Annotated in this window: 10 protein-coding genes and 1 pseudogene; 6 read left to right on the top strand and 5 right to left on the bottom strand. The window is 42.7% G+C overall.

The annotated features are described in order from the left end of the window. Positions 1–278 precede the first annotated feature (278 nt). Both BAE46_RS05510 and BAE46_RS05505 read right to left on the bottom strand, forming a co-directional pair. Positions 279–839: a hypothetical protein gene (locus BAE46_RS05510; RefSeq protein WP_070111925.1), complete on the bottom strand. Its 561-nt coding sequence runs from the start codon at positions 837–839 to the stop codon at positions 279–281. 198 nt (positions 840–1,037) lie between these two features. Further along, positions 1,038–1,484: a hypothetical protein gene (locus BAE46_RS05505; RefSeq protein WP_070111924.1), complete on the bottom strand. Its 447-nt coding sequence runs from the start codon at positions 1,482–1,484 to the stop codon at positions 1,038–1,040. Between the two features lie 769 nt (positions 1,485–2,253). On the opposite strand from BAE46_RS05505, the pseudogene istA reads away from it, so the two are divergent. The 3 genes and pseudogenes from istA (at position 2,254) to BAE46_RS05485 (ending at position 6,586) form a co-directional block, all read left to right on the top strand. Then, positions 2,254–3,762: pseudogene (gene istA, locus BAE46_RS05495) on the top strand (IS21 family transposase). After that, complete coding sequence (gene istB / locus BAE46_RS05490; protein ID WP_006004303.1) at positions 3,752–4,513, top strand: IS21-like element helper ATPase IstB; 762 nt, start codon at positions 3,752–3,754, stop codon at positions 4,511–4,513. The pseudogene istA and the gene istB overlap by 11 nt, the downstream one beginning before the upstream one ends. Positions 4,514–4,714: 201 nt before the next feature. Then, positions 4,715–6,586 (top strand): UvrD-helicase domain-containing protein, encoded by a 1,872-nt coding sequence (locus BAE46_RS05485; RefSeq protein WP_070111922.1) that lies wholly within the window; start codon positions 4,715–4,717, stop codon positions 6,584–6,586. A gap of 151 nt (positions 6,587–6,737) precedes the next feature. Here BAE46_RS05485 and gcvP read toward each other — a convergent pair whose 3' ends face one another. From gcvP to gcvT, 3 genes are all read right to left on the bottom strand, one after another. Then, positions 6,738–9,668 (bottom strand): aminomethyl-transferring glycine dehydrogenase, encoded by a 2,931-nt coding sequence (gcvP, locus tag BAE46_RS05480; RefSeq protein WP_006006580.1) that lies wholly within the window; start codon positions 9,666–9,668, stop codon positions 6,738–6,740. A gap of 139 nt (positions 9,669–9,807) precedes the next feature. Then, positions 9,808–10,197 carry a glycine cleavage system protein GcvH gene (gene gcvH / locus BAE46_RS05475; protein ID WP_006006578.1) on the bottom strand — a complete coding sequence of 130 codons (390 nt, stop codon included), beginning with the start codon at positions 10,195–10,197 and terminating at the stop codon, positions 9,808–9,810. 80 nt (positions 10,198–10,277) lie between these two features. Beyond that, positions 10,278–11,366 carry a glycine cleavage system aminomethyltransferase GcvT gene (gene gcvT, locus BAE46_RS05470; RefSeq protein ID WP_006006577.1) on the bottom strand — a complete coding sequence of 363 codons (1,089 nt, stop codon included), beginning with the start codon at positions 11,364–11,366 and terminating at the stop codon, positions 10,278–10,280. Between the two features lie 213 nt (positions 11,367–11,579). On the opposite strand from gcvT, the gene BAE46_RS05465 reads away from it, so the two are divergent. The 3 genes from BAE46_RS05465 to BAE46_RS05455 all read left to right on the top strand — a co-directional run bounded on the left by BAE46_RS05465 (position 11,580) and on the right by BAE46_RS05455 (position 13,701). Then, positions 11,580–12,500 (top strand): LysR family transcriptional regulator, encoded by a 921-nt coding sequence (locus BAE46_RS05465; RefSeq protein ID WP_040520989.1) that lies wholly within the window; start codon positions 11,580–11,582, stop codon positions 12,498–12,500. Between the two features lie 551 nt (positions 12,501–13,051). Then, a complete protein-coding gene (locus BAE46_RS05460; RefSeq protein WP_006006573.1) occupies positions 13,052–13,267 on the top strand; it encodes an AbrB/MazE/SpoVT family DNA-binding domain-containing protein in 216 nt (71 codons plus the stop codon). Continuing rightward, the gene (locus BAE46_RS05455) at positions 13,267–13,701 is read left to right on the top strand and encodes a type II toxin-antitoxin system VapC family toxin (protein ID WP_070111921.1); all 435 of its coding nucleotides are present in this window, start codon (positions 13,267–13,269) and stop codon (positions 13,699–13,701) included. The genes BAE46_RS05460 and BAE46_RS05455 overlap by 1 nt, the downstream gene beginning before the upstream one ends. Positions 13,702–13,757 lie beyond the last annotated feature (56 nt).

Below are 13,757 nucleotides of genomic sequence, written 5' to 3'. Positions count from 1 at the left end.
AATCTAGAAAAGGCTTAAATCGGCCTTTAGCGGTCATAATCTTCAACTCCGTAAAGGGCTTGAATCAACCTATTGCGGTCATTAGCGAATTAGAAATATTAGATTATGTTTAGCCAAAAATCATCATACGATTAATCATACTTGGCTGACGGCAATGAGCGATAAGCTGACCTTTTCTGCCGTTACGCTTAAGACAGCAGATCCGACATTGCTGACATTGGCCATTAAGTAACGAAGGGTAGAAAAAGATAATCAGCAGACATCGGCTTAGATCATAGTCACATATTCCCATTCATCGTTAGCAAATAGACTTTATGCTCTGCTTTTAAAGGCTTTATGAGATCGCAACGTTCTGGATAATTGACAATAGCATTCATGTATCCCCAGCGTTTATGACCTTCAGCCAAATGATAAGGGCCTATGTGATTCTCTCCGCAATGATCCACATATTCCTGAGCATTTTTAAATATTATAATCGGGCTCGGAAATGTGCCTGTATTACGCAAAGATAATGCAGGCTCAGACTCTCTTATCCATTGGTCACGCCAGATGTGATTACCAACATCAAGAACGCTAACCTTTTTACTCGGAAACAAGTTAACTTCAAATATATCCTGTGTCGTGAAAATCGCTTCCTCAAAGCTCCATCTTAATAAGTCATGATGTCCGAACCTATCGATAAAGTTGTCATGTCTGTACAACCACTCAGAAATTACCTGCTTTGGAAAGCCAATCAAGTGAGGCTTTACTCGGCGGTAATAAACATCGAACGCCTCGTCATAATCGATTTTGGTAATGAGTTCTAACAAATCTTGGTCAAACTGAGGGATGCGGGACATACAGTTGCTTTCAGTAAATAATAACTGGGGTCAGAGTAAGCTATTTATTAGAATTATTATAGTGAGGCGCTATAGGCGCATAATGGCTTAGCGGTCATTATAGTCATTTAACCTTACATTGCATGGTGGGCTGCAAGAGATAAAGGAGCAGACTTTCAATGGCGTTGCAAATATCATCGAATAATTAGATTATGATACTTATAAATCGCTCGATACCTCTGGGCCTTTTTCCTTGGTTAGAGCAAGTGCGAACCCATAACTGGCTCCGGCCAAAGCACCTAAACATTCAAAAATAGGTATGATGACCAAAATAAGAGCACCACTGAATCCAATCATCACTATAGAATAGAGAACAATTGATGCTTGGAAAGTAATAATAACCACACCGAAAAATTTCAGATACAAGGATTGGTTTAAATCTCTCACCAACCTTATTACAGTGTATACTGCTAAAGACGAACCAAATAAGAAGCCAAACACACGTTTCACCACAATCATTAAATAACTTGGAGGGCCATCTGAAGGCGAACCGGCTAATTCAGCTACTTTTACCAAGCCTACAAAGACTAATTCAATTATTACGCCGCCAATAAAAAAGAACACGAACGATAATACTGTAACTAAGCCCCACTTTATAGCTAACATAGTATGCCTATTGCTCCGCGAACTTATCGTGTAATGCTGTAAGTATGGTCGCGATCAATACCCCCCCATAACTAATTACGATGATGGACCAATCACCCTCAGTAAACCCGTGATAAATCGGAACTACGACAAAGGTAATAGGTGCAAGGAAAAAACTGATTACAACACCAATCATACCCCACATTGCATAAATAACTTTCAGGCAGAGAATAAACACCCAAATCCCACATACCCAATATATTAAAGTCCCTAATAGCTTTAACATTAAACTTCCTAAATTAACTTAAAACTTAATTAACGACTATAAGAATTATTTTTACAAAAAGCTAGAAGTTATTTATTCACTCCAATATGACACAGCAGTCTGCAAAACTTTCCGGACTATAGTCAAATCGAGCTGACCGGCGGCAATGAGCGAATAGCAGCCGCTTGTTAGGTGTTACTTTGCTCCTACCGCAGAGAATTAACATGGATAAAAAGACTTGGCTGCATCCTTCTTTGTGTTCACCATAAAGTCACCATCCTTAAGCGCCTTTTCGATCAATGTTTTTTTATTAGGAATATGAAGAGTGGGCACTAAATCCATTGAATCTCGAAATTTCGGCAAGTTGTTCCAAAGGTCTTTTATCTGCTTTTTAAACGTTTTTGATTGGCAGTGTTAATTTGCATCCAAAACTGATCCACTTTACCCCCTAATTTGCATTCAAAACTGATCCACATGTTTAATACCTCCTGCCGCCCCTAAGCAGGAGAATGTGGAGTGATAGATGTGTCATTATTAAGTGTTATGCGTAGATGGTATTTTCGTGATGGGTTTTCCCTGCGAGAAATTACTAGACGTACTGGATTGTCTCGCAATACCGTACGTCGTTATCTGAAAAGTGAAATCACTGAGCCTGTTTATCCCAAACGACAGTCGTTGGGTAAAGTCAAAGAGTTCGAAGAACTGCTTATCAGTTGGCTTAAACGAGAAGCTAGGCGACGAAGAAAAGAGCGTAAAACCGTCAAAAACCTTTACGAGGACTTGTTACCTTTGGGCTATACAGGCTCGTATGACAGGGTTGCGGCGTTTGTGCGCAAGTGGCGCGAAGAGCATAGATTATCGGTATCTAATCAAGTTTACGTACCCTTGGAGTTTGCAGCAGGCGAAGCCTTTCAATTTGATTGGGGCGAGAACTATGGCTTCATCGATGGCCGTAAAACTAAACTACAAGTCGCTCACTTTAAGCTCAGTCATAGCCGTGCATTTATTCTGCGGGCATATCTTACCCAAAGTCATGAAATGCTATTTGATGCACATAACCATGCGTTCCGCGTGTTTAATGGCGTGCCCGAGCGTGGTATTTACGACAATATGAAAACAGCGGTTGATAAGGTGCAAAAAGGCAAAGAGCGTATTGTTAATCGTCGCTTCCTCACTATGGTGAGTCATTACCTGTTCGAAGCTGACTTCTGTAATCCAGCCGCAGGCTAGGAAAAAGGGCAAGTTGAAAAGAATGTGCGGGACGCACGTTCGATTATCTGGCAACGGCTACCGCGTGTTAGCACGCTAACTGAACTCAATGATTGGCTCGAAACCCAATGCATTAAAGACTGGCAAACACGCAAGCACCCGCAGTTCTCAGATAGAACCATTGAAGATGTATGGTATCAAGAGCAGCGCCAACTTATGAAGGTGAATGCGCCGTTTAATGGTTTTATTGAACATAGTAAAAAAGTATCCTCCACCTGCTTGGTCAACTTCGATCGCAATAAATACTCAGTCCCCTCCAGTTTCGCTAACCGGCGTATTAGCCTGCATGTTTACCCTAGTCGGCTTGAATTCATTGCCGAAGGTCAGCAAATAGCTGAGCATACCCGCGTATTCATGACGAGTCACGACATACCAGGCAAAGTCATTTATGACTGGCGCCACTACTTGCTTGTCGCGCAACGTAAACCCGGCGCACTTCGCAATGGTGCACCGTTTAACACGATGCCTGATAGCTTTAAACACTTGCAATCGATTTTATTACAGCATCAGCGTGGGGATAAAGAAATGGTCGAGGTGTTATCGCTGATATTACATCACGATGAAGCCGATGTTGTGAAGGCTGTTGAAATGGCCTTAGACGTGGGCTGTCCGTCCAAACAGCATGTAATGAACTGTCTAAGTCGGCTACTGAACCCTTCATCACCCGAACCGGTACCGATTGCTAACGGCCTGCAATTGATCACCGAGCCAACCAGCGATACGTCACGCTACGATACATTAAGAGGAAAACACCATGCACACTGAAGCCTTATTACACACGCTTAAAATACTGAAACTGCATGGTATGGCAAGCAGTATTACCGAGTTATCATCGCAAGATTCACCGGCCTATAAACTAGCCTTGCCTATGCTCGACACACTCGTAAAAGCCGAGGTTGCTGATAGAGAAGTACGCAGTATTGCTTACCAAATGAAGACGGCTAAGTTCCCCGTTTATAGAGACTTATATGGCTTCGACTTTAGTGAAAGTGAAGTGGATGAATATCTCATCAGAGGTTTACATCGTTGTGAATTTATTGAAGATAGCCAAAATGCTGTATTCGTAGGCGGCCCTGGGACAGGAAAAACCCACTTAGCCACAGCACTTGGGGTACAAGCCATTCAGCACCATCAATACCGCGTGCGGTTTTTATCCACTATCGAGCTTGTGAATACATTAGAGCTGGAGAAGCAAGCAGGTCACGTTGGGCGAATGGCAAATCGTTTAGCTAATTGTGACCTAGTTGTGCTTGACGAATTAGGTTATGTACCCTTCAGTCAAGCGGGCGGCACCTTGCTGTTTCATCTATTAAGCAAACTCTACGAAACGACTAGCGTACTTATCACCACCAACCTCAACTTCACTGAATGGTCAAAGGTGTTTGGTGACGCCAAGTTAACAACAGCCTTGCTAGACAGGCTAACGCATCATTGCCACATAATTGAAACCGGCAATGACAGCTTCCGCTTTAAAGAATCAACTAAAAAATCAAAGGAGAAAAAGGCTAGAAATTAAAACATGATTATGGTCATATAAGGCTACTTGGGTGGATCAGTTTTAGATGCAAATCGTGGTTCAGTTTTAAGTGCAAATTAACATAATAAAGGTTTAAAGGCTCAGTATATGGACAATTTAGACCCCCAATATTTTGTAGATAAGTTAATGATTGATTCAAATTTTGGGTCTAATTAGTCCAATTAAAACCGGAAAGCATTCATGGCAAGAACTGTATCACCCCCAAAATCTCAGTTTCACAAACTACGCCAACCTTTTACATCAGGTGAAATGCGCGTTTTCGAGTTTTTTGATAATAACTTAGCTCCTGAGTGGGAAATTTATCTTCAACCCCATCTGAATGGACTCAAACCAGATTTTGTATTGTTGAACCCAAACGTCGGTATTGCTGTCTTTGAGGTAAAGGACTGGGATTTAGATGCCGTTTCTTATTCTATTGACCTGAACACAAATGATGCTCCTAGATTAATTGGTGAAAAAGACGGAAAGTCTTTCTCGATGCAAAAAGACAATCCTATTGAAAAAGTACGCCGATATAAAAAGGAATTATTTGAACTCTATTGTCCTCGCCTTCAACAAGGTGCGGGGTTTGCAGTAATTACTGCTGGAGTAGTATTTCCTTGGGCTGATGATAAGCGTGTTAAGTTGTTATTTGCGCAAAGCCTTAAATATCGGGGGGCTGATAAATTCCCGAAATACAATCCTTTATCAGGTAGAGATTCTTTGCTTAGCGGAAATATTGAAAGCGTTTTTCCAGAAGGTAAAAGAAAATATTCGTCTCGTATGAATGAAATGTTAGCTAAAGATATCCGAAATTGGCTAGTAGAGCCTGATTCTTCATCGACACAGCGACAACCAATTGAATTAGATACTAACCAACGAGCACTTGTAACATCGAGAACTAAATCTGGTTTTAGACGAATTAAAGGAGCTGCCGGCTCCGGCAAATCATTAGTGCTCGCTGCTCGCGCCGCTGAATTGGTCAGTCAAGGTAAGCAAGTATTGGTCGTGACCTTTAATATCACCTTAATTCATTACCTTATGGATGTAGCTGTTCGCTGGCCTAATGCGACTGGTAACACTAGAAAACAGGTTACTTGGCTAAACTTCCACTCTTGGTGCAAACGTATATGTGAAGAAGCGGATTGCGAAGAAGAGTACAGTGCTCTTTGGGGAAATGAAGAAAACCAGCAACAAGTGCTTGCAGTTCTATTACCTGTCCTTGTTGAGCGAATACTAGATGAGAACGATGATATTGAAAAATATGATGCTGTATTGGTTGATGAAGGGCAGGATTTTTTACCAGAGTGGTGGAGCGTATTACGAAAAATTTGTAAACCTGAAGGTGAAATGATGTTAGTCGCTGACGCTACTCAAGACATTTACGAGACGGCTAAATCTTGGACTGATGAAGCGATGAAGGGAGCGGGTTTTAGCGGTGCATGGGCAGAACTTCCAATCAGTTATCGTTTGCCACAAGAGGCAATGAATCAAGCAAGAATTTTTGCTGAAACATATCTACCAGGTAAAGATACGGCTTTACCTGAAAGGGTACAGAATAGTCTTGATATAGAACCTGCACACTTAAGATGGGTTCAGGTAGATAGTGAAGCTGCTTCAAATGCCTGCGTAAATGAAACCCTTAGACTCTTTTCAGAAAACACTCTAAGAGATATGGCAATCAGTGATGCTACATTTCTTTGTAGTACTAGAAAATTTGGTTTTGAATTTGTTAAAGCAATCGGTAGCAAAGGCATTAAAACTGTCCACACATTCGATGAAAGTGATCAGGAATCAAGACGACAAAAAGTCGGGTTCTACATGGGCGATGCGAGAGTAAAAGCGACTACCTTACATAGTTTCAAAGGCTGGGAAGCGAGGATCTTGGTAGTTTATATCGGAGGTAAAGTGAATAGGAAGAACCTTGCACTGATCTACGCCGGACTCACACGACTTAAAAGAAGTACTATGGGGAGTTGCTTAACAGTTATTTCAACCATTCCTGAGTTAGCAGAATTTGGTAAGGGATGGCAGTCATTTGAGGATCAAACATCTGAAATTATTTTATTCTAATAATTCATGAACTGCCATTACCAAAAAGGCGAACCATTTCTGGCCCGCCTTTTAGATTATAACAATCAAGTGCATTAAGCTAAAAAGTCACAATCTTAATTAAAGTCACAAACTATATTAAAACAGTCACAAACTTAATTACAGATCGACATTACTCAGCAAACTCCCTATAACTATCCAAATCCGGACAGCTACAAATCAAGTTCCTATCACCAAACACATCATCAATCCTATTCACAGTAGGCCAAAACTTATCAGCTGCCACCGCAGGCACAGGATACGCACCGACTTGGCGAGAATAGCTTCTATCCCACTTCTCATCAATCATATCAGCAAGCGTATGCGGCGCGTTATGCAGTGGATTGTCAATAGCATCCCACTCGCCACTTTCCACTTTCGCTATTTCTTGACGAATACACACCATCGCCTCTATAAATCTGTCTAGCTCGGCTTTCGCTTCCGACTCGGTCGGCTCTATCATAAGCGTACCCGCCACTGGGAAGCTCATAGTAGGCGCATGAAAACCGTAGTCATTTAAGCGCTTGGCAATATCAACTTCAGTCACACCACTGGCTTCTTTTAACGGGCGCAGGTCAATAATACACTCGTGCGCTATGCGGTCATTTCGGCCGGTATACAATATTGGATAGTGCCCTTCTAGCTTCTTAGCAATGTAGTTGGCACTTAGAATAGCCACTTCGGTTGCTTTTTTAAGGCCGTCGCTGCCCATCATTTTTATGTACATGTAGCTAATAGGCAGTATAGAGGCACTGCCCCACGGCGCGGCTGAAACAGCGCTGTTCGTGCCTAAGTCGTCATTCGTACCGGCAGCTTTTAAGGTGAACAAGCTATGGCTTGGCAAGAATGGGGCAAGGTGTGATTTCACGCCTATTGGACCCATTCCTGGGCCACCGCCGCCGTGCGGAATGCAGAAAGTTTTGTGTAAGTTTAAGTGCGACACATCGCTGCCAATAAGGCCCGGTGAGGTAATGCCCACTTGTGCATTCATATTAGCGCCGTCCATATAAACCTGGCCGCCGTTTTCGTGCACTATGTCGCATATTTCGCGCACGGCTTCTTCATACACACCGTGTGTAGAGGGGTAAGTAATCATGGCACAAGCCAAGTTATCTTTCACTTCTTCGGCTTTTGCGCGCAAATCAGCTAAATCAACGTTGCCTTTTGAATCGCAGTTTACCACTACCACTTTCAAGCTAACCATTTGAGCAGACGCTGGATTAGTGCCGTGTGCCGACTGCGGGATTAAACAAATATTTCTATGACTTTCGCCACGGCTAGCATGGTAGCGCTGAATCGCTAACAAGCCTGCATATTCACCTTGTGCGCCAGAGTTTGGCTGCATAGAAAGTGCATCGTAGCCAGTAATGTCAATTAACCACTCGCTTAATTGGTCAAGCATTTGGGTGTAGCCTTTGGCTTGATCAAGGGGCGCAAAAGGATGTATTTGACCAAATTCTGGCCACGTTACTGGTATCATCTCTGCGGTTGCGTTTAGCTTCATTGTGCATGAGCCTAGTGAAATCATAGAGTGATTAAGAGCTAAATCTTTATTCTCTAAACTTTTTATATAACGCAGCATTTCGGTTTCAGAATGATAGCGGTTAAATACAGGGTGCGTCATAAAGTCGGTGGTACGCGCTAATGTTGCAGGAATGGACTCGCTGCCGTTGGCTATAATGTGTGCATCTAGTTGTGCAACGTTCAAGCCATGGCCTTCACCTAAGAGCACGTCAAACAAATCGGCTATGTCTTTACGCGTGGTGGTTTCATCAACTGAAATGCCTACTTGACCCGCTAAATCAGTGCGCAGGTTCATTTCTTTTTTAAGTGCAGCCGCAACTACCGCGTCTTTGTTTGAAACGTTTACACACAAGGTGTCAAAGTAAGTTGTGTGTGCAAGCTTAAGGCCTTTTTGCGTTAAACCTGCGGCTAAAATATCAGCTAAACGGTGAATACGACCAGCAATGGACTTTAAGCCTTCAGGGCCATGATACACAGCGTAAAAGCTTGCCATATTAGCCAATAACACCTGTGCAGTACAAATATTTGAATTAGCTTTTTCACGGCGAATATGCTGCTCACGTGTTTGCAAGGCCATACGCAAGGCTACTTTACCGCGCGAATCTTTCGACACGCCAATAATACGGCCTGGCAATGAACGCTTATATGCATCGCGCGTGGCGAAAAATGCGGCGTGTGGACCACCATAGCCCATTGGCACACCAAAGCGTTGGGCGCTGCCTAACGCTACATCGGCGCCTAGCTCACCCGGGGGTGTAATTAAAGTTAACGACAGCAGGTCGGTTGCTACTGCCACAATACCTTTATTAGCCTGGACGCCCGCTATTACTTCACGAATATCGACTAGTTCGCCAGTGCTGGTGGGGTATTGTAGCAATGCGCCAAACACGTTTGCTTGGGTGGCTTCGCTAACATCGCCATATATCAGTTCAAAACCAAACATATCGGCGCGGGTTTTAAGCACGTCTTTAGTCTGTGGATGCACGTCGTTGGCAATAAAAAACGCGTTTGCGCCTTTGTTCTTCGACACGCGTTTGGCAAGTGCCATTGCTTCGGCTGCCGCAGTTGCTTCGTCAAGTAACGAGGCCGACGCTAAGGGCAAGCCGGTTAAATCTATCGTCGTTTGCTGAAAATTTAAGATAGCCTGCAAACGGCCTTGTGCAATTTCTGGCTGATAAGGAGTGTATGCGGTATACCAACCTGGATTTTCTAGCACGTTGCGTAATATTACGTTGGGCGTAAAAGTGTTTGAATAACCCATACCAATGTAGCTGCGAAAAATTTTGTTTTGTTTGGCAATGGTTTTAAGTTCAGCTAGGGCAACATCTTCTCGCTGTGCTTCACCCACATTTAGGGCTTTTGAGCGAATACCCGCTGGCACGGTTTGCTGCATTAAATCGTCTAGTGAATCGGCACCTACTGCGTCTAGCATGTCGTCAATTTCTTGCTGGCCGGGGCCTATGTGACGGCGCACAAATTCATTTTGATTTTCAAGTTCCGACAGGGTGGCCGGCGCGACTACTTTAGTACCAATATTCATATATCATTAACCTTTTTTTAAAGAAAACAAATTCGGCTGCTCGCATATCAGTAGGCAGCAGAATCTACTATCGTTAGTGTCGAATAAGGCCTAATGAGGCTTTTATTAGCCTTTTAGACATACCTTATTCAGGTATTATTTACTCGTCTTCAATAATGCCAGCGTAAGCTTCGGCATCAAGCAAGCCTTCAACTTCTTCTGGATCTTCCGCTTTCATCTTAAATAACCAGCCTTCGCCAAAAGGGTCTGAGTTGACCAGTTCAGGCGAGTTCTCTAGTTCTTCATTTACTTCTATAATTTCGCCAGTAAGCGGGGCATAAACATCAGATGCGGCTTTAACCGACTCTGCAACCGCACAGTCTTCGCCAGTAGTAACACCGTCGCCTACGTCGGGTAAATCTAAAAATACCATGTCGCCAAGCAGGTCTTGTGCGTGTTCGGTAATGCCTACAGTGAATACGCCATTGCCGTCGGTACGGACCCATTCATGGGTGCTTGCATAACGTAAATTGTTTGGTACATTGCTCATAATCTTTCCTAAAAGTTGTGGTTATTGTTGACTATGTTTGTAATATTAATTTATCAATAGTTAATAATTAATACGGAATTTTACAGTACGCTTTTTCCATTGCGCACAAAACTGGGTTTGACTATTTCTACATCTACCCATTTTTTACGCATTTCAACTTGCACTATACTGCCAACGGCCGCGCCGTCGCCTGTAGGAATTCTGGCCAATGCAATGCTGTGGCCTAAGGTAGGTGAAAATGTGCCCGAGGTTATTTTGCCTTCACCGTCGGCTGTTTTTACGGTTAGGCCAGCGCGCAGTACACCTTTGTCTCTAAATACTAAACCAACGGCTTTTTGGGTGCCTTCGGCTTTTTGATTTTCTAGCGCCAAACGGCCCATAAAGTCGCGTTCTTTGGGTTCCCATGAAATGGTCCAGCCCATATTGGCAGCCAAGGGGGACACGGTTTCATCCATGTCTTGGCCGTATAAGTTCATGCCGGCTTCTAAACGCAAAGTGTCGCGCGCGCCCAGTCCACAAGGTACAACGCCTGCGGCTAATAAACCATTCCAAAACTCTATTGCGCGTGCTTTTGGCACCATTATTTCATAGCCGGTTTCACCCGTGTAGCCTGTGGTGGCAATGAATAAGTCTTCAGCCTGCACACCAAAGAACGGCTTCATGCCGGCTACCGCTTCTTTTTGCGCTTCGGTGAATAAGGTCGCTGATTTTTCTTTCGCATGTGGGCCCTGTACAGCTATCATTGCAAATGCGGTTTGTTCTTTTACGTTTACGTCGAAAGGAGCGGCTACTTTGTTTAACCAGTTTATGTCTTTTTCTTTGGTGGCTGAATTTACCACTAGACGATAGTTGGTTTCATCAAAATAATACACAATGAGATCGTCTACTACGCCGCCGCTTTCGTTGATCATACCACTGTAAAGGGCTTTGCCTTTTTCGGTAAGTTTGGCAACGTCGTTCGCCAGCAAATAGCGTAAATAATCTTTTGCCTGTGGGCCTGTTACATCTACTATGGTCATGTGCGACACGTCAAACATACCGGCGTCTTTGCGCACGCCATGGTGCTCTTCAATTTGTGAGCCGTAGTTTATTGGCATATCCCAACCAAAAAAGTCGACCATTTTTGCGCCAGCCGCAATGTGTGCGCTATGCAGTACAGTGGTATTCATATTACGTCATCCATGTTATTTGTATGTTAATAGTATAAGTATCTTGGCAAAAGGTAACAAATTAAAAAATTTAATACTTACATTAGCATTTCTTATATATTAACCTTTAGGGATTAGCTTAACTAATACCTATGTAGTGGCGTGTTTACTGGCTGCTGTCGAGATGGCGCAGCTTTCATTATGCACAAAAGCGGGGAAAACGCAGGTCTATTCATGAAACAACTTTCATTAACCGTACTACGCACCTTGGTCACCATTGTTGAAGTTGGCAGCTTCTATAAGGCAGGCGAACTCCTTGGACGCTCGCAACCTGCTATTAGCTTACAAATCAAAAAGCTAGAAGAACAAATAAACCGCAAGCTCTTTACCAAGGTAGGTCAAAGCTATCAACTAAACAAAGATGGTAAATGGTTATATAGCAAAGCAAAGCAGCTTCTTGCCATTAACGACGATGTGTTTCGTGAGCTTAGCCGTGAAACACTGCGCGGGCGAATGCGTTTGGGTATTCCAAGTGAATTTGCCTCAGCTTTATTGCCCAGTATTGTGGGTGAGTTTTCTCAGCGCTATCCCGATGTATCCCTAGATGTAACCTCTGCGTTAAGTAAAACCTTGTTAAGCGCCAACCAGTCAGCGCAGTTTGATCTTATTTTAGCCCTTATGCAGCCAGATGATCCGTCTCTCAGGCGCAGCGGAAATTCCTCAAACAATAGTACCGAAATGCCCAACGAAAACAACAATATTGAAATTGTTCGCGAAGACGATCTAGTGTGGGTAGGCGACCCTAACCGAAGCTTACCAAACGATTCCTTATCACTGGTACTAGCCCCCGACGGCTGCGTATATAGAAGCCGCGTAATAGCAGAGTTAAAGCAGCAAACGCAGCCTTGGAAAATCACCTACACCAACCCCGACTTTTACGGCCTTATGGCTGCCATTAAACAAGGCCTAGGCATTACCGCCCTAGCCCGCTCAATTGTACCTGATGAACTTGAAATTATTCGCGATAAACGCCTGCCTAGTTTAGGCCGCATAAACATTTGCTTAATCAACCAAGACACCCAGCACCCGCAAGTTAGCCAAACCTTGTCGAGTTATATAAAAGCGCGGATTGCGTATGATCGTATTAATGTTTGAAACTTGGTATTAAAGATTGGAACTAAATAAATGGTTGTTAACCTAATGTAGGCTGACGACATAGCCCGCATAGAGTCATATTACCGAGATTTCATACTCGTTTGTGAGGCAGGTTTAAGCTCATTGCTGCCATCAACATTAAAACGCCTTACCAAATTGCTGAATTATCACTATCCTTTCAATAAAAAATAATACCAAAGCGCTAGAAAACAGCTTTACTATCTGTAAATTAACACTTTGATTTATACAATGAAATTTTTCGTTCCTTAGGTTTATTTAAGAGCTTTCCGCTTTGCAAAGCAATTACCAATTAGCAATCTCTTTAGCGATAGTACTCATGCCTACTGCGGTACGAAGAAATACAGGGAAGTCAATAGGTTTTATGTTCGCTATCTTAGTAGTAAAATTATTTCCAACTAAATTAATTTGTTATTTCCACTGCGTGCGTGGCTACGAATCCCATATCTAATTGGCTATAGTCTTTGCTGTTTTATTGAATATAGCAATATGCTATCCTTTACTAATTAAAGAAAAGTAAAGGCGTGATAAACATGAAAGTGAGTGCCAAAAGACAAATTACTTTACCCATCAAATTGTGTGCCGTGGCGGATATCGATAAAGGTGACGAAGTTGACAGCTTTGTAGATAGACAAGGTATTATCTCTATTGTAAAAAAATCAATGGGTGCAGCTAGTGGTATTTTAAAAAATACTAAAGCCAATCGAAGTATTAGCGAAGATGCATCACTGCAAAGTGCCATTGATTGATGATTGCTATTAATACAAATGTACTTCTTCGTTATTTGCTTGACGATGATGACAAACAAAGCCCAAAAGCGAAGATTTTGATCAACGGCGAGCACAAAGTATTAGTCACTGATGTTGTTTTAACTGAGACTGTTTGGGTACTCAAAGGCAAGCGATATCAAGTTTCTAAAGAAACTATTGTTGATATTATTCATGCATTATTTGCTGAACCCAACATTCAGTTTGAAGATGCGCAAGCTGTTTGGTGCGCATTGAAAGACTATGTAAACGCGGCCCCAATTAAAGTAAAGGGTAAAATAAAACAGGCAGACTTTCCTGATGCCCTTATTATCAATAAAGCGAAGCGGTATGGAGAATTAAACAATATTGACATCACTACGCTCTATATCTTTGATAAGGCTGCACTTGAAATAGGCGGTAGTAGCGAACCATAAAACCATGATAGCTGACCGTTCAAGTTTCTGTGAATGTCTTTCATACTGCATAACAT

It is taken from the genome of Glaciecola punicea (genome assembly GCF_001756615.1).
Classification (GTDB): Bacteria; Pseudomonadota; Gammaproteobacteria; order Enterobacterales; family Alteromonadaceae; genus Glaciecola; species Glaciecola punicea.
This window is presented reverse-complemented; position numbering and strand designations above follow the sequence as displayed.